16 protein-coding genes are annotated in these 16,353 nt (G+C 41.9%); 5 read left to right on the forward strand and 11 right to left on the reverse strand.

Annotated elements, in window-relative coordinates:
• The 3 genes from secD to VF500_RS11555 all read right to left on the reverse strand — a co-directional run.
• The coding region (gene secD, locus VF500_RS11545; protein ID WP_330859810.1) for a protein translocase subunit SecD at positions 1 to 1,732 on the reverse strand (1,732 nt) is incomplete at its 3' end.
• Positions 1,733 to 1,925: 193 nt separating this feature from the next.
• Positions 1,926 to 2,408, reverse strand: a complete 483-nt coding sequence (locus VF500_RS11550; protein WP_330859811.1) for a dihydrofolate reductase — start codon at positions 2,406 to 2,408, stop codon at positions 1,926 to 1,928.
• 238 nt (positions 2,409 to 2,646) lie between these two features.
• Complete coding sequence (locus VF500_RS11555; protein WP_330859812.1) at positions 2,647 to 3,468, reverse strand: thymidylate synthase; 822 nt, start codon at positions 3,466 to 3,468, stop codon at positions 2,647 to 2,649.
• Positions 3,469 to 3,649: 181 nt separating this feature from the next.
• Here VF500_RS11555 and ispE point away from each other — a divergent pair, with 181 nt between their 5' ends.
• A complete protein-coding gene (gene ispE / locus VF500_RS11560; RefSeq protein WP_330859813.1) occupies positions 3,650 to 4,450 on the forward strand; it encodes a 4-(cytidine 5'-diphospho)-2-C-methyl-D-erythritol kinase in 801 nt (266 codons plus the stop codon).
• Between the two features lie 220 nt (positions 4,451 to 4,670).
• Here ispE and VF500_RS11565 read toward each other — a convergent pair whose 3' ends face one another.
• The 5 genes from VF500_RS11565 to tgt all read right to left on the reverse strand — a co-directional run bounded on the left by VF500_RS11565 (position 4,671) and on the right by tgt (position 10,050).
• Entirely contained in the window at positions 4,671 to 5,558 is an 888-nt protein-coding gene (locus tag VF500_RS11565) for an NAD(P)-dependent oxidoreductase (protein ID WP_330859814.1), read from the reverse strand.
• 2 nt (positions 5,559 to 5,560) lie between these two features.
• Positions 5,561 to 5,839 carry a LapA family protein gene (locus VF500_RS11570; protein WP_330859815.1) on the reverse strand — a complete coding sequence of 93 codons (279 nt, stop codon included), beginning with the start codon at positions 5,837 to 5,839 and terminating at the stop codon, positions 5,561 to 5,563.
• Positions 5,840 to 6,848: 1,009 nt separating this feature from the next.
• Positions 6,849 to 7,751: a DMT family transporter gene (locus VF500_RS11575; protein WP_330859816.1), complete on the reverse strand. Its 903-nt coding sequence runs from the start codon at positions 7,749 to 7,751 to the stop codon at positions 6,849 to 6,851.
• On the reverse strand, positions 7,751 to 8,854 hold the full coding sequence (locus VF500_RS11580; protein ID WP_330859817.1) for an LptF/LptG family permease: 1,104 nt from the start codon (positions 8,852 to 8,854) through the stop codon (positions 7,751 to 7,753). The genes VF500_RS11575 and VF500_RS11580 overlap by 1 nt, the downstream gene beginning before the upstream one ends.
• Positions 8,855 to 8,919: 65 nt before the next feature.
• Entirely contained in the window at positions 8,920 to 10,050 is a 1,131-nt protein-coding gene (gene tgt / locus VF500_RS11585) for a tRNA guanosine(34) transglycosylase Tgt (protein ID WP_330859818.1), read from the reverse strand.
• Positions 10,051 to 10,274: 224 nt separating this feature from the next.
• Here tgt and VF500_RS11590 point away from each other — a divergent pair, with 224 nt between their 5' ends.
• Genes VF500_RS11590 through rsmG form a run of 3 tightly spaced genes read left to right on the forward strand, consistent with a single transcriptional unit; the run spans position 10,275 to position 12,608 of the window.
• Positions 10,275 to 11,396, forward strand: a complete 1,122-nt coding sequence (locus tag VF500_RS11590; protein WP_330859820.1) for a glycosyltransferase — start codon at positions 10,275 to 10,277, stop codon at positions 11,394 to 11,396.
• Positions 11,387 to 11,992, forward strand: a complete 606-nt coding sequence (locus VF500_RS11595; protein ID WP_091210688.1) for an RNA polymerase sigma factor — start codon at positions 11,387 to 11,389, stop codon at positions 11,990 to 11,992. Before VF500_RS11590 ends, VF500_RS11595 begins: the two co-directional genes overlap by 10 nt.
• Entirely contained in the window at positions 11,982 to 12,608 is a 627-nt protein-coding gene (gene rsmG, locus VF500_RS11600) for a 16S rRNA (guanine(527)-N(7))-methyltransferase RsmG (protein ID WP_330859821.1), read from the forward strand. The genes VF500_RS11595 and rsmG overlap by 11 nt, the downstream gene beginning before the upstream one ends.
• A gap of 187 nt (positions 12,609 to 12,795) precedes the next feature.
• On the opposite strand, the gene VF500_RS11605 is transcribed toward rsmG, so the two are convergent.
• The 3 genes from VF500_RS11605 to VF500_RS11615 form a co-directional block, all read right to left on the reverse strand.
• Positions 12,796 to 13,038: a hypothetical protein gene (locus VF500_RS11605; RefSeq protein ID WP_121229778.1), complete on the reverse strand. Its 243-nt coding sequence runs from the start codon at positions 13,036 to 13,038 to the stop codon at positions 12,796 to 12,798.
• Positions 13,039 to 13,334: 296 nt separating this feature from the next.
• Positions 13,335 to 15,068, reverse strand: coding sequence for a M56 family metallopeptidase (locus VF500_RS11610; RefSeq protein WP_330859822.1), 1,734 nt, complete (start codon positions 15,066 to 15,068; stop codon positions 13,335 to 13,337).
• The gene (locus VF500_RS11615) at positions 15,065 to 15,442 is read right to left on the reverse strand and encodes a BlaI/MecI/CopY family transcriptional regulator (protein ID WP_330859823.1); all 378 of its coding nucleotides are present in this window, start codon (positions 15,440 to 15,442) and stop codon (positions 15,065 to 15,067) included. The genes VF500_RS11610 and VF500_RS11615 overlap by 4 nt, the downstream gene beginning before the upstream one ends.
• 256 nt (positions 15,443 to 15,698) lie before the next feature.
• Between VF500_RS11615 and VF500_RS11620 the strand changes: the two genes are divergently transcribed.
• On the forward strand, positions 15,699 to 16,353 hold a 655-nt coding region (locus VF500_RS11620; RefSeq protein WP_330859824.1), incomplete at its 3' end, for a DNA-processing protein DprA.

The raw sequence follows: 16,353 nt of genomic DNA on the forward strand, positions 1-16,353 counted from the left end.
ATTTGCCAAGGCCAAGCTCTTCACGTACACGTTCGTAAACCAGTACGTTGGCATCTACCGCAATACCTAAGGTTAGTACGATACCTGCAACACCCGGTACGGTTAATACCGCGCCTAAGCTGGTTAATACACCCATCAGGAAGAAGATGTTGATGATCACCGCAACTACCGCGACAGTACCTGCACGGTTGTAGTAAGCGATCATGAAGATCAATACGACCACCAAACCTAAGATACTTGAAGTGATACCTGCAGAGATAGCCTGCTGGCCTAATGACGGACCTACAATTGATTCAGATACGATGTGGGCGGGAGCCGGTAAGCGGCCTGCTTTTAATACGTTGGCTAAGTCATGAGTGTCATCGATGGTGAAGTTACCAGAAATTGATGATACACCACCTGAAATTTCATTCTGAACGGTAGGGGCAGAGTATACGTTATCGTCCAAAACAATGGCGATAGCTTTTTTGTTGGTGCCTGATGATGCTTCGGCAGTAACCGCGCGCCATTTTTGAGCACCTTCCGAGTTCATGATCATCACAACTTCAGGGCTGCCTTTCTGATCGTTATCAGCGCGGGCGTCGTTAATTACAGAGCCTGATAGTACCGGGCCGTTTTCGGCACCTGTAAGTTTGATTGCGTATAATGCAAAAGTTTTAGTGTTTTTAATAGGTTTTACTTCCCACAAAAATTTGATGTTGCGTGGAATAACCGCTAAAACATCGGCACTGTGCAGGTATGAATTAACCTTAGCTGTATCCTGTAAAGGAGCGTAACCAACAACCGGGCCCTGGCCTAATTGCTGCTGACCGTTTGCACCCTGGCCAACGTTTAATGACATTACTGCAAACAGCGGGTGCTGAGCAGCTAATTTTGTTTTGCTTAATGAAGCAGCAGAAGTATCGTTTTTAGCGGCATTCTTTTGAACTTTGCTCAACAGTGAACCACCTTTAGCGGTATCGCCTTTTGCAGCAGCAAGTTTCGCAGCAGTATCGGCTTTTGCTGATTTACCGGTATCGGCTTTAGCTGTTTTGCTTTTTGCAGCAAGCAGGTTGTCAACGTTGATCAGATATTGGTAAGCCTCTGCATTATCAAAAGTTTCGTAGAACTCCAATTTAGCAGTACCTGAAAGTAATTTACGAACACGCTCGGGTTCTTTAACGCCTGGCAGCTCAATCAAAATTCTGTTTGAACCTTGTTGCAACTGGATGTTAGGCTGGGTTACGCCAAATTGGTTGATACGGGTGTTCAATACGGTGAATGATTGTTTTACCGCTGTTGAAGCCAAATCCTCAAGATAAGTTTTAACCTCGCTGTTTGAAGCGTTAAACTTCAGGTGGTCCTGGTTATCTTTTGTTGAAAAGATAGCGGCAAGCTTACCGTTAGGGCTCAGCTTTTCGTATTCGCTTACAAATAACGCAACGTAATCCTTTTGACTGGTTTGCGCGTTAGCCTGTAATTTGTCGGCGTTAGCCAAAGCCTGGTTAAAAGTAACGTCAGGATTGTCGTTCGCAATTTTACGTATTACTTCATCAAGCTGGATCTGCATGGTAACGTTCATACCACCCTTTAAGTCCAAACCTAATGCAATTTCCCGTTGTTTTACATAGGAAAAATCGTGTTTAAGTAACGGATATACCGGTTGATTGGAGATCGAATCTAAATAAGCAGTGTATTTCGCAGAATCTCCCTTTGAATATTCTTTGGCATCACTCTCAACTTTGTGTGCCACCCACGTAAATGATAGCTGGTACAAGCACACAACTGCCAGTAGTATGGCGAAAAATTTAATAACCCCTTTGCCTTGCATCGAATTTTTAATATGTAATAAATTAGTTTATAAGCTTTTTTTAATAAGGCAGCAAATCTAATAAAATTTCGTAAGCACAAAATTTTAAATTAAAACAAAATCATGACAAAAAATGTTAGCGACGTACAAGTGTGATAAATGAATATTTATACTTGTTTTTTTCGTCGGGCTCAAAATCTTCACGATCTTTTTCCTGCCACTCATCAGGATTTAACTCGGGGAAGAATGTATCCCCCTCAAAATCCTGGTCAACTATAGTGAGATATATGCGGTCTGTAAGCGGGATTGACTGCCTGTAGATCTCGGCACCGCCAACAACAAAAACTTCGTCCTCGGCTTTGCAAAGCTCAATAGCGGCTTCAATAGATGGCACCACCTCGCAGCCCTCTATAGTGATAGCCTGCCGGGTAATAACAATGTTGCGGCGCTTAGGCAACGGCTTGCCAACCGAATCAAAAGTTTTACGCCCCATGATCACGGTATGCCCCGTAGTAACATCTTTAAAATGTTTCAAATCGTTAGGCAGGTACCAGAGTAGTTTATTGTCTTTACCAATAGCATGGTTTTTGGCTATGGCTACGATGATGCTTAGTATCATTAGTTCATTTGTTCAAGGTTCATTGGTGCAGAGCGGATGAACCTTTATTTTTCAATACGTCATTGCGAGGTACGAAGCAATCCCCGATTAGCAGAGCCACTCTGTATAGTTTGGGATTGCTTCGTACCTCGCAATGACGGGTAGTTTTTTAATTCTGTAAGGATAACAAAATTCTGTTAAAATCTTAAACTCAATCTACGCCTTATACCAATGAACTAATGAACCAGTGAACAAATGACTATACCGCCACTTCAGCCTTAATATGCGGCCACGGATCATAGTTCTCCAGGGTGAAATCTTCAAACTTAAATGAGAAGATATCTTTAACCTCCGGATTGATCTTCATAGTTGGCAGCGGACGAGGATCGCGACTTAGTTGCAGGCGGGCCTGGTCCATGTGGTTGTTGTATAGGTGAGCATCGCCAAAGGTGTGTACAAAGTCGCCAAGGTCAAGGTCACATACCTGTGCCATCATCATCGTGAGCAGGGCATAAGATGCTATGTTGAACGGAACGCCAAGGAATATATCAGCACTGCGTTGATACAACTGGCATGATAGTTTTCCTTTTGTTTCGCCCTTAGAGATATCAGGAGGCGCTACATAAAACTGGAACAAACTATGGCATGGTGGGAGGGCCATCTGGTTAACCTCTGCAACGTTCCAAGCCGACACAATAATGCGGCGGGAATCAGGGTTGTTTTTAAGCTGGTTCACCACTTGCTGGATCTGGTCGATATGGCTGCCATCGGGCGTAGGCCATGAGCGCCACTGTTTGCCGTAAACCGGGCCAAGGTCGCCGTTCTCGTCGGCCCATTCGTCCCAGATACGCACACCGTTTTCTTTCAGGTAACGGATATTGCTGTCGCCGCTCAAAAACCAGATGAGCTCGTGGATAATTGATTTGAGGTGGAGCTTTTTGGTAGTCACCATCGGGAAACCATCCTTAAGGTTGAAACGCATCTGGTAGCCAAACACACTTACCGTACCGGTGCCGGTTCTGTCATGCTTCTGCGCGCCGGTTTCCATCACATGCCTCATCAGGTCGAGATACTGTTTCATTTTGTATTAGTTGATTAGGTGAGTAGTTGATTAGGTGAGTGGTTCTACAGCTTGATTGGATAAGATACCAATGAACTAATGAACCAATGAACTAATGAACATTTTCAGAGGGCAAAGAAAAATAATCTACCTTTGGTTTCCTACTGATGTTAGCAAATACATCACGTGTTAATTACTTTGTATGATTTTATTTCCGAATGCAAAAATAAACATTGGCCTTAATATTACTGAACGCCGGCCGGATGGTTATCATAATCTCGAAACCATTTTTTATCCTATCGATATTAAAGACGCCCTTGAAGTGGTGGCGAGCGATAAGCTCAGCTTCACTTCGACAGGCCTGAACATTCCCGGCCTGATGGAGGATAATCTTTGCGTTAAGGGCTACCATATGCTTAAGCTGGATCATGACCTGCCACCGGTAAGCATCCACCTGCATAAGCATATCCCGATAGGCGCAGGGCTTGGCGGCGGCTCATCTGATGCGGCGTTTTTTATCAGGCTGATGAATGACGAATTTAAGCTCGGTTTATCCATTGAAGAGATGGTCGACTATGCCCGTCGCCTCGGTGCCGACTGCGCCTTTTTTATTGAGAATAAACCTGTGTTTGCTTTTGAGCGGGGCGACGAATTTGAGAGCATCAAACTCGACTTATCGGGTTACAAAATAGCGTTGGTAATGCCGCCCGTTCACGTGTCAACCGGCGAGGCTTTCCGCGGTATAAAACCAGCCCCTGTAAAAGACTCCCTGTTCGATCTCATCAACGAGCCAATAGCTGATTGGAAGAAGCTGATCAAAAATGATTTTGAGCAAACCGTGTTTAAAAATCATGTGGAGATTCGCGGTATCAAAGCTGCCCTTTATGAAGCCGGCGCCATCTACTCCAGCATGAGCGGAAGCGGTGCATCCGTGTTCGGGATTTTTGCTGATACTCCTGATCTGAAATTTCTGGAAGCAGAAAACGAAGTGTTCTATTTGTGATGTCGGAATTGGGATGTTCGATTTCGGATTTGTCCAAGTGGTGAATTTAAGACTTAGACCAATGCATAAATATTAAAGCGTCATTGCGAGGCACGAAGCAATCCCATACTGTACAAAGAAACTTGCATAGCTGCTTTGCTAATAGGGTTTGCTTCGTGCCTCTCAATGACGCTTTTTTTACCCTTGAACAAATCCGAAATCGAACATCCGAAATTCGAAATCAAAGTCCTGCATCCTCACTCACGCCACGCCCTTTTCCTTCTACCCAATCGCTCTCGCCCCATCCCTTGGCTACGGCCGTTACCAAGCGACCGTGTACTGCGTTTGCAATAGGCATAGGCATCTCGCTTGTCTGTGATAGTTTGAATGCGAGGCGTGCATCCTTATAGCCTAATTTTGATTTGAAGCCTACCGGTTCGTATTGCTTGCCTGCGATGAGCTTGCCATAGTTTTGGAAGATGGGAGCATTGAAAAGTGTCGAGCCGAAAAACTCTGAAACCTGTGTCCGGCTTAATCCGTTTTTTTCGGCAAGGGTAAATGCTTCGGCCATCATTTCCATTGATGCCATGATCATGAAATTGCCTGCTATTTTCACCACGTTTGCGCCACCTACTGATGGGCCAAAATCTATTACTCCCTGGCCAAGCAAATCAAGGATTGGACGGGCATCGGTCTTAGTTTGCTCATCGCCCGAAACACAGATCCAGAGCTTGCGTGCAGTCGCTGCTTCAGGCCTGCCAAACACCGGAGAGGCGAGGTAGCGGCTACCGGCCTGTTGGTGTAATTTGGCCAATTCTTCAGAAGTATCGGGTGAAATAGTGCTCATGGAGATGTGCACAGCATTTGGCTGTAGCGTTTTTAAAATTCCGCCGTCGCCTACAGCCGATTCTCGCAACACTTCATCATCCGACACCATGGTAATCAAAAACGGCACATTTGCCGCCGCTTCGGCAGGGTTCAGGCATTTGGTTACGTTGTCTGCACCGAGCTCGTCAATCTTCGAAAGTGTACGGTTGTAAACCTGCAGGTGGTACCCCGAGTCGATAAGGTTTTTGGCCATGTTGAGACCCATGTGGCCAAGGCCGATAAATCCAATTTTTGTTTTCATAATTAGCTGATGTATTCTCTGTCTTCGTCACTTAGTGTATCGGTGTCGTCTTTTTTGTGGATGGCGTCATGATAGCCTTCGATATCAAATTTTTGTTTTTTAGGCCAGGCTACGATCAGGCCCAGGATAAAACCAGTTATCGCCACCACCAGCATCATCATTAGTTTGGATACCCTGAAAGTGGCGAACAAAAACTTGAAATAAACCTCATCGGTATTTTGCATCAGGACGATGGTAAGCAAAACAGCGACGACTACAATGACTATTGTTTTAATGCTCATGATGGATGTTGATTTTAGAGTTAATACAATATCCGCTTTTTAAATGTTTAATAAAAATTGATCTCCGTTAAATCATTGTTATAAGATCGGGGAGATTGAGACGAGGTGAGTGTCGGCGTACGTGCATCCAAATCTTCATCGCCGGATTAGATGTTATTGGTCTTATTTTTCATGCTGATGTTTTGCGTTTGTCCCGCTGAAAATTCTTTTGCTCAAAAATGGAAGGTTCTTAAGCATAGCGAAATTTTCCCGGTGTTTTTCATTTGGAAAAACTGGGGTTATCGGAGCTCTTCCTAATTTGACGCAACAGTAATTTTTCCTCTCAGATTTTACTTCTACAAATCGTGTGAGAGTGCTGAAAATTTATCGTGAAAATGATTTCTGTATACAAGCGGGAGAGATGCCGCGATTTTTTTTGATTCCTGAATAATTACTTCACTACACTTTGAAATAATTGCTTCTCTCTTGGTTGATTCGAAAGTTTTACACTAAATAAATAGATTCAATTATTTGATTATTAAATTTATATAACACTTTTAAAATGACAAAAACAAGAATGCTATTTTTTTTAGTTTTTTGTAATTTTACTTGTGTTGCTTTTTCTTGACTTTTTATTTATATAAATTATATAAATGTCTGGTTTTTAATTTTATATTTTTGTTATATAAATGATTTATTCAAATTTTTATTGTGATAAAAATGGAATAAAAAGCAAACAGCTCAATTTCCTGAAAGGATTTTGAATTTTAGTTTGGTACACTAAGTTAAAAATGGATTTTGCCCCTGTTTTGCTCTGAAGCGTTGAATGACTCCGGAATGCCTCAAAAAAATAGAATCGCTCAGAGGGGCTAAAAATGGGTTAAACAGGCGTGGGTATTTTACCCCTATCGAGGTGATGATAAGAGAAAAATGAGCATGAGTTTATGCTTCTGCGAGACTATTAAATGGTCGGCAAAAACATAGCTTTTATAAGCTCCTGATGTTAAGTAAGGATACGGGAAGGTGAAATTTACGCCCTGTTTTTGCGCCTGGTAATTTGCTTTTGGGCAACGGGGTATAAGAAGATTGTAGACAAAATAAGGAGTGCCCCGCCCCAAAATCCCAGCGTCATTTTGTTCATATCGCCAAAAAAAATAAACGACATAATGATGCCGTATACGGGCTCAAGGTTAGTGATGAGCGCAACCCTGAACGCCGAAAGCTCGCGCATTACGGATACGCCGGCAACATAAGCAAGCGATGTGCACACCGTGCCAAGCAGTACCAGGTAGCCGATATCAGCAGGCTTCAGCAGCATGGCCCGGGTATAGCCGGAGGTGATAAAAAGGTATATCGAGATCCATGCAAACGCTCCTGAAAGTTCATAAAATGCAATGACGGGCGCCTGTAGTTTTTGAACCTGGCGTGAGTTAATGATAGAAAAAAGGCTGGCACAAACAGCGCTTACGAGCCCGGCTATGATACCCTTAGTGTATCTTCCTTCAAACTTGAAAATTAAAACAATGCCTGAGATAATTAAAAGACCGGCCAAGATTTCGAGTTTTGAAATGCTTTTCTTATTGATGATCGGCTCAAAAATGGCGGTAAAAAGTGTGATAGAAGAAAGGCAAACCAAGGTAACCGCAACGGTTGAAAGCTTGATGGCGGCGAAGAAAAGGATCCAATGGCCACCCACAATTGCGCCCGTGCACACCAGTTTGATCAGCGTTTTGGTATCGACCTTAAAATCTGTTTTATTGAATTTGAAATACAAAAACAGCGATAAAAAGGCAATAAGTACCCTGTACCACACCAATTGTACGGCCGAAATGGTGATCAGAGCGCCCAAAATTCCGGTAAATCCCCATACAAAAACCGTAAAATGAAGGATAATTAGGTTCTTATTTAGGGTAGACGGGGTGTTTTGTGCCATTATTTAGGGGCTTTTAATAGCAGGTAATAACCTAAAATGCCGAAAATGATGTTAGGAATGAACACCGCTACTAATGGGGTCATACCTCCTTTTACCGAAAATACCAATGCAAACTTCTCTAATATAATATAAGCGAAGCATAATAAAATGCCTATCCCCAACGGTAAGCCCACCCCTCCGCGTACCTTTCTTGATGATATGGAAACACCAATAAGCGTGAGCACAAAGGCTGATAATGGGTATACAAAACGGTGGTATTTTTCAAAATAAATGGCCTTTAAATACTCGGGCCTGCGTAGCTTTTCCTTATCAATATTCTTGTTCAGGTCACTTAATGACATGGCCTGATATACGTTATCGTATACAATAAAATCGCTCGGGTGCATGTCTAAAACAGTATCCTTTGGTGCAAAACTTTTAATGAATTGCTCCTTCATTCCATTCACATATTTAACGCTGTATTGCTTCAGAGACCAGATCCGTTTTAAAGAATCGTATTGAATTTGGTCGGCAATTAGTTTCTCGCGCAAGGTATCACCATTGAATTTTTCCATGATAAAATTATAACCAAGGTGTGTTGTAGGGTCATAATTGGCGAGATAAACATAGGTGTGCTTATCAATCTGCATGTGTACCTCCACCTTAGTGGGGTCATTGTCCATCATTCCGTTGGCATTTTCAAAGTCGATTTTTAAACGGTTTGTGAACGGGATAAGGTAAACATTCGCAAAAAATGATACCACAAATATGATGGAAGATGCAATTACATAGGGCCTCAAAAATCTGTTGAAACTTGCCCTACCGCTTAGGATCGGAACAATTTCTGTTTGGTTTGCCATCTTGGCGGTGAAGAAAATTACCGCCAAGAAGTTGATCAGCGGCGATAGCATATTGAGATAAAACGGAATAAAACCGGCGTAATATCTGAATACGATATCGTGAAAGCTGGCGTGTTTATTCAGGAAATTATCCAGTTTTTCTGACACGTCGAACACCACAGATATCACCATGAAAATACCCATCGTGAATATAAAAGTGCCCAGGTATTTGCCAATAATAAACCTGTCGATGATCTTTAAATGTTTATGAAAAAAAGCTTTCATCTGCCGGTTATTTGATTGTTAATGCTCATGCTTTGCTTTGGTAAATTCTTTTAATTATTGCGTGGCTACAAACGCTGGCCGAGGCGTTTTACCATCATGTTTTTCCAGTCATAAAACTCACCTGCAATAATTTTTTTCCTTGCTTCTTTAACAAGCCAAAGGTAAAAATGCAGGTTGTGCAGGGTTGCGATCTGTGCGCCCAGCATCTCGCCCGAGTGGATCAAATGGCGTAAATAAGCCTTGCTGTAATCCCTGTCGGAAAAAAGATCGCTGTCATCTTCAATAGCCGAAAAGTCGTTTTTCCACTTCTCGTTTTTAATATTGATGATGCCGTTTTTGGTGAAAAGCATGCCGTTGCGTGCGTTACGGGTTGGCATAACACAATCAAACATATCAATACCAAGTGCTATATTTTCCAGGATGTTTACAGGGGTACCTACACCCATTAAGTAACGCGGTTTTTGCTGTGGTAATATATTGCACACAATTTCGGTCATGGCATACATTTCTTCGGCCGGTTCACCTACCGAAAGGCCGCCTATGGCATTGCCTTCGCGCTCATATGAAGCTATCACTTCGGCCGAACGTACACGCAGATCTTTATATACCGAACCCTGCACAATTGGGAAAAGTGTTTGACTGTATCCATATTTTGGCTGAGTGCTGTCGAACCTGTCGCAGCAGCGCTTTAGCCAGCGATGGGTCATTTCTATCGATCGTTTCGCGTAATTGTAATCACATGGGTAGGGGGTACACTCGTCAAAAGCCATGATGATATCGGCACCAATTATGCGCTGAATATCCATCACGTTTTCGGGAGTGAAGAGGTGTTTTGATCCGTCAATATGCGAGCGGAAGGTAACGCCTTCCTCCTTAATTTTGCGTACTTCTGTTAATGAATACACCTGGTATCCGCCGCTATCGGTTAGGATAGGGCCGTCCCAACCGTTAAATTTATGTAAGCCTCCGGCGCTTTCCAGGGTGTTTAACCCCGGGCGCAGATATAGATGATAGGTGTTACCCAGTATAATTTGTGCAGAAATATCCTGTTTAAGCTCGTGCTGGTGCACTGCTTTTACGGTACCTGCTGTACCAACGGGCATAAATATAGGGGTCTGTATAGTACCGTGGTCGGTAGTGATCTCGCCGGCGCGGGCCTTTGAAAGCGGGTCTTGTGCTGTTAAGTTAAATTTCATTTTAGGGTTGCAAAATTAGCAAAAAAAAGCCTCATGACCGCCCTTTCAGCGCCAACGGCAGGATAAAAGCTATTTATAAACGTGCTGAATATTAAAACCATGTTAATTAAAGTACTTTTATTTTGAGGGGGATTAAATAAGAGTATATTAAACTTCAAATTAACGCTGATATTGAGCCTTAATTTCATTGATTTTTAACAAATTTGCCTCATTATTTTTTTTGTTTGGAAACGTACTTACACGACGCGCTTTTTATTCTTTTTCAGCTTTGTTTTATAGTTCAGCTATATTACCTGGTAAGCAGGCATTCCCGCCTCGCAGGCTTTAAACCCACCGAAGGGCCTCCGCCACAGGTGATGATCCCCGTTTCCGTTATTATCGGCGCCCGTAATGAGGCCCGTAATTTACAGGAAAACCTGCCATCTATACTGGAGCAAAACTATCCCGATTTTGAGGTTGTTGTTATTAATGACTGCTCGTATGATACATCCGACGAGGTGCTGGAAACGTTGCAAAAGCAGTACGCCCACCTGAAAGTTGTTACTATTACTGAACATGACCGCTTTAAAACCGGGAAAAAATTTGCACTTACGCTGGGAATCAAAGCCTCAAAAAATGAATACCTTTTATTTACCGATGCCGATTGTAAGCCGGCGTCCGAAAACTGGATCAGCCGTATGGCAGCCAATTTTACCAGTGGAGTGCAGATAGTTTTAGGATACTCTCCTTACTATAGAACCGGCGGCTTTATTAATACTTTTACCCGCTTTGAAACGATAAAAACGGCAACAAATTACCTGTCGAGCGCGTTAACCGGCGATCCTTATATGGGTATAGGCCGTAACCTGGCCTATACAAAAGCGTTGTTTTTTAGCGCAAAAGGCTTTGCATCGCATATGCACGTAATATCGGGCGACGACGACCTGTTTGTTAATCAGCACGCTACTGCCGATAATACGGTTGTTGAGCTGAATCCGGAATCATTTATGTTTACAGAAGCTAAAACCACTTTTAAATCATGGTTTAAGCAAAAAAAACGCCATATGGGGGTAGGCAAACTGTATAAAAACCAGCACAGGCGTATGCTTAGTTTTGATGCAGTTAGTGGCTTTATATTCTATATTTTATTAATATTATTCCTTATTTTAAGATATGAACCGTTACTGGCATTAGGTTTGTGCGTTTTTCGGTTGATATTACAAATGGCCATTTATAATCGTATATTTAAAAAACTTAGTGGTAAAGACCTTTTGTGGTATCTCCCCTTTTTTGACATATTTTACTATATGTATTTAAACGTTTTTGGATTGATCGGTACCTTTTTAAAAACTACTCAATGGAAATAAACGCCAACTTTACCGAAAATGCAAAGAATGATTTTCATCTGGTAGTGAAGGCCAGGCAGGGAGATCAAAAAGCCTACGCTGATCTGATGCACCGTTATAAAGATTCGATTTATTTTATGGTGCTGAAGATGGTGAACAACAAGGAAGATGCTATGGATCTAACGGTTGAAACGTTTGCCAAAGCATTTGAGAAGCTTGAAAAATACCAGCCTGATTTTGCTTTTAGTACATGGCTTTTCAGAGTCGCGACTAATAATTGCATTGATTTTATCCGTAAAAAGAAACTAAGTACCATGTCTATCCATGGTATGATGGATGATGAAGGGGATGAAAAACCACTGCAAATTAAGGCCGATATTCTCAATCCTGAAGAAACATCTATCAAAAAACAACAAACCCAGGAGCTGAAATTGCTGATAGAAAGTTTGCCTACACGCTACAGAAATCTCATTACTTTGCGTTATTTTGATGAACTTTCATACGAAGAAATAGCCCAGCAGCTCGACCTCCCGTTAGGGACAGTAAAGGCTCAATTATTTAGGGCAAGGTACCTGCTTGGCAATATTATTAACCGTTTTAACAGGGATGACATCTGAAATAATTCTACAATATTTTCCTGATTTAAGTGCTGAACAGCGTGAGCAATTTGAAAAATTGCCAGCTTTATATGAACATTGGAACAGCCAGATCAACGTAATTTCGCGCAAGGATATTGATCTTTTGTATGAGCGCCACGTGCTCCATTCGCTCGGGATTGCTAAAGTTATGGCTTTTTTACCAGGCGAAAATGTACTTGACGTTGGTACCGGCGGCGGTTTTCCGGGCATTCCGCTGGCTATTTTATTTCCCGAAACACAGTTTCATTTAGTTGATTCAATAGGTAAAAAGATCAAGGTTGTAACTGAAGTTGCGGCTGCTTTAGGCCTCAAAAATGTAAAGGCATCACATGCCCGTGCTGAGCAAATTACTGACAAATTTGACTTCGTTGTATCACGTGCGGTTACCCAGTTAAAGGATTTTTATCCATGGGTGAAAGGTAAATTCAGCAAGCAATCAAATAATAAACTTCCCAATGGCATCCTTTATTTAAAGGGCGGAGATCTTGAACAGGAGATCAAAGAATCAGGCTTAAAGGTTACCCAATATCACCTGAAAGACTACTTTAGAGAAGAGTTTTTTGAAACGAAACAGGTGATATACGTGAAGGGATAATACTCCGGTTTCACTATCGTTACACATTATAATATATCTAATCCAAACTTACGAAGTTTTTAAAACTTCGTAAGTTTTTACTTGCTTGCGGTGCTTTCTGGAGCAGGACTTTGTAGGCAGATCTTCGCCTGACAAAGTAGCATAACTCTTTTATCAAAGCTACTATTTCTTTAATCCGCAGCTTATTCTATATCAAATGATCATGGTGCTGATTGTCGGTGCGTGATGCTGCCCAGAAAACAAACCCAAGGAAAAATAAGGCGCCACCGGCAAAAACAGGCAGTTTAAATGTCCATCCGCCATTTAAGCCGGTAGTAATAATTGAACTGCCCGAGCTGTCCACAGCGTTTATAGTATGCTTATAGAAAAAATTACCTGCAATGAGCATCACAAGGCCCACAATTGCTAAAATGATACCGAACTTTTTCATAATATAAAGATTAAAAATGAACAAAATCAGCGTAACGGTAAGGTTCAGAAAGTATAATTGGTACTTATTAAACAAAGCGTATTTTGATAGGTTTGCCTTGTTTGGTTGTAATTTTATAGGATATATCACTAAGTTACAAACTTTTGGATATTAAAGGAAATTATTTAACTATTTGTGAAAGAGGAGATTTGAGGAAGAGAAGAGGGCTGAACGCAGAAAATTGCCGGGACGGTTTTAGGCCGGTCGGCAATAGTGAAGCCTGTTAAAGCTTTATATTTATTGGTATCCTGTGCTATTTAAGGTGCATAACCCACAACGGTTATTTCGCGAAGTGTAGTTGAAGGCTTAACAGAAGCTATTGCCTGATCATATTGTTTTGATGGCACAGGAGTGTAATAAGTATCGTTAGTAGCTACTAAAGCCATAGATACGGGTAACTTGTAATGGCCTGATTTTATACTGAGGTCGCCGTCAAAATCATTCAAAACCCTTGATATTTCATTGTCAATATCCTGGTCAACACCTTCTACAAGAGCCACGTCACTTATTTTACCGTTATTGACATTGAAGTTTAGGGTCACTCTTCCCGAAATATGGTTTAAGCGTGCCTTTGATGGATAGCGGACGTGTTTAGCAACATACGAATATAGATTCTGAAACGGATCGGCAGGTGGTGGTGGCGGCGGTTGTGGTGAGCTTGGTTCAGCAGGTGAAGGAGCTTCTACCGGCGCGGCTGGTGTTACTTCTACTACTTTAGGTGCCTTTTTTGTTTTTACCAAGCTGGCAGGCGGCGGAGGAGGAGGAGGAAGCTTTACATCAGCAACTTTGGGTGCTTTACTTTTTACCGGCGGAGCAGGTGGTGGTGGCGGAAGTTTCGGATAAATTAACATTTTAGGGAACGTATAGCCATATTTACTCTTCAGCGTGGCCAGTTCCTCTGGTGTCGCTTTGCTTTTATAGTACTCTTTTTGCTCTCCGTTCTTTTCGGTAATGATCACCCGGAAATCGGTTTTTTTATTAACCAGGTAACCGGTTTCCTCGTATTTATAGCCTTTGGCAGTGGTCGATGTTTTGTTGACTTGTGATGTGTCGACAACCGGATTATGGATAGCAGCTGCGACGAAAGATGTACTTTTTTGGCCTGGCATCAGATCAATAAATCCATAGCTTTTACTGAATACTAAGGTCGACGCGCAAAGCAGGCCGGCGCTTATGGGTACGGCCACGAGGTATTTTAGCCTGGCTAATTTCCCCGAACGTTTTTGGTTTAACATGATTATCCTCTTTTTTAATAAGTTATAATTGAAAAATGAATGCGCCAGCGGCGAGCCGTTTAACCCGTAAGCATTGCTTACCAAAAATGACGAATAGCTAAGGGCATCACTTTCCTGTGCAGCCGTTTGCTCATCGGCTATATATTCATGGATGGTTTTCAGGCTTATCTGCAATAAATAAATGAGCGGGTTAAACCAGTTGATGATCTTGATCAGCTCCAGGAAAACAATATCGGCCGAATGTTTTTGACGGATATGTACCAGTTCGTGCCTGATAATGACATTATTTGCTTCTGTTTTTGTGCCGATAAAAAGGTAGTTAAAGAAGGAAAAGGCAGTATTGGATCCCTCTATATTGATGAGTTTATACTTATCATCAACCAAAGTTTTGGTAGCCTTTGTGAGTTTTGCCAGTTGATAAAGCCTGATAAAAAGTATTGTGGTAAGCACTATTATACCAAGTATATAGGCGTAAATCAAAATATCGTTAAAGGTTAACGTTGGTTGTACGGCAAGCTTTTGTACCGTTGTTTGATAACCCGTTTGGGGAATAATGACGACTGTTTTTGTTGCCGCTTCAACCTGTTTTAACCAGCCAACTTGCATTACCGGCAAAACAAATGAAACAACACAGCTTAGCAGCAGGTATACACGGTTTAAGGTGTAGTGGGTTTCTTTATTTAAAAACAGGCAATACCCGGCATAAAATACGCACAGGTACAAATTTGCCTCGAGGAGGTAATGCAGCCAGTTCATCGTTTTTTGCTTTTAAGTTGATCAATTAATGATGTTAGCTCGTCCAATTCCTTTACGCTGATGTTCTTTTCGTCAACAATAAACGATACCAAACTTTGATACGAGTTGCTGAAATAGTTTTTCATCATCTTATCAAAGGTGAATTTTTTGTATTCCGCGTCACTGATAAGCGGGTAGTAAACATGCGAGTTGCCATAAGCCTTATGGTCGATAAAGCCTTTGCCTTCCAGTACCCTCACCACAGTTGATACGGTATTGTAAGCCGGTTTAGGCTCAGACATTTCTTCAATAATATCTTTAACAATGGCTTCCTTCAGCTGCCAAAGGATCTGCATTATCTGCTCTTCGGCTTTGGTTAGTTCTTTGATGTGCATAGCAAACTATTTTTATAGTTAGATAAAGGTATAACTATTTTTATAGTTTACAAACTATTTTTGTAGTTTTTTATGGGAGGTGCAGATTACGGATGTGCAGATATGCAAATTATGTAAGGAAAGCATGCATTTTAAGGCTAAGTAGAACATTCATTCCGATTATATTACATACAAATACCGTTCGATCCTGCTTGAAAATCGGCCGAATATTTATAATTTGCGGGGCTGTAATCTATAATCTGCACGTCTAAACCCAATGTCATTACTCCATAAAGTAGCTTTATCTTTTGTTAAAAACCTCGGGCCTGTGGCGGCTAAATCCCTGATCGCATACCTTGGCAGTGAGGAGGAAGTGTTTAAAGCTTCACCCGAAAAGATGATCAGGATTCCGGGCATAGGAGAGAAACGCGCTGTAAAATGGAACTTTGACGGCGCATTGAAGCAGGCCGAAAAGGAACTGAAGTTTATTGAACAAAATGGTATAGAAGTTATTTTTTATACCGATGCCCGCTATCCTAAACGTTTAAAAAATTGCCACGATTCGCCGGTGCTGCTTTACGCGAAGGGAAAAATGGAACTTAACCCGCCTCATGTAATTAGTATTGTAGGCACCCGTAATGCTACCGACTATGGTAAGCAGCTGTGTCATCAGTTAGTTGAGGAATTACAGCAATATAATGTATTGATAGTAAGCGGCCTGGCGCATGGTATTGATGTGGCGGCACATAAAGAATGCGTAAAGTTAAACCTGCCAACCGTAGGTGTACTCGGCCATGGGCTCGACAGGCTTTATCCGGCCCAAAATCGTGCTACGGCCGATAAAATGCTCCAAAACGGCGGTTTATTATCCGAATATCCATCGGGTACCAATCCCGACAGGGAAAACTTTCCGCAGCGTAACCGCATAGTTG

Source organism: Mucilaginibacter sp. (assembly GCF_036383575.1).
Lineage (GTDB): Bacteria > Bacteroidota > Bacteroidia > Sphingobacteriales > Sphingobacteriaceae > Mucilaginibacter.

What these genes read in the sequence shown, in the direction of transcription:
- VF500_RS11605 (WP_121229778.1), bottom strand. Translation starts at nt 13,038, where the DNA reads ATGAAAAAGTTCGGTATCATTTTAGCAATTGTGGGCCTTGTGATGCTC.
- ispE (WP_330859813.1), top strand. Translation starts at nt 3,650, where the DNA reads ATGATTTTATTTCCGAATGCAAAAATAAACATTGGCCTTAATATTACT.
- VF500_RS11575 (WP_330859816.1), bottom strand. Translation starts at nt 7,751, where the DNA reads ATGGCACAAAACACCCCGTCTACCCTAAATAAGAACCTAATTATCCTT.
- VF500_RS11610 (WP_330859822.1), bottom strand. Translation starts at nt 15,068, where the DNA reads ATGAACTGGCTGCATTACCTCCTCGAGGCAAATTTGTACCTGTGCGTA.
- VF500_RS11555 (WP_330859812.1), bottom strand. Translation starts at nt 3,468, where the DNA reads ATGAAACAGTATCTCGACCTGATGAGGCATGTGATGGAAACCGGCGCG.
- VF500_RS11580 (WP_330859817.1), bottom strand. Translation starts at nt 8,854, where the DNA reads ATGAAAGCTTTTTTTCATAAACATTTAAAGATCATCGACAGGTTTATT.
- tgt (WP_330859818.1), bottom strand. Translation starts at nt 10,050, where the DNA reads ATGAAATTTAACTTAACAGCACAAGACCCGCTTTCAAAGGCCCGCGCC.
- VF500_RS11565 (WP_330859814.1), bottom strand. Translation starts at nt 5,558, where the DNA reads ATGAAAACAAAAATTGGATTTATCGGCCTTGGCCACATGGGTCTCAAC.
- VF500_RS11615 (WP_330859823.1), bottom strand. Translation starts at nt 15,442, where the DNA reads ATGCACATCAAAGAACTAACCAAAGCCGAAGAGCAGATAATGCAGATC.
- VF500_RS11550 (WP_330859811.1), bottom strand. Translation starts at nt 2,408, where the DNA reads ATGATACTAAGCATCATCGTAGCCATAGCCAAAAACCATGCTATTGGT.
- rsmG (WP_330859821.1), top strand. Translation starts at nt 11,982, where the DNA reads ATGACATCTGAAATAATTCTACAATATTTTCCTGATTTAAGTGCTGAA.
- VF500_RS11570 (WP_330859815.1), bottom strand. Translation starts at nt 5,839, where the DNA reads ATGAGCATTAAAACAATAGTCATTGTAGTCGTCGCTGTTTTGCTTACC.
- VF500_RS11595 (WP_091210688.1), top strand. Translation starts at nt 11,387, where the DNA reads ATGGAAATAAACGCCAACTTTACCGAAAATGCAAAGAATGATTTTCAT.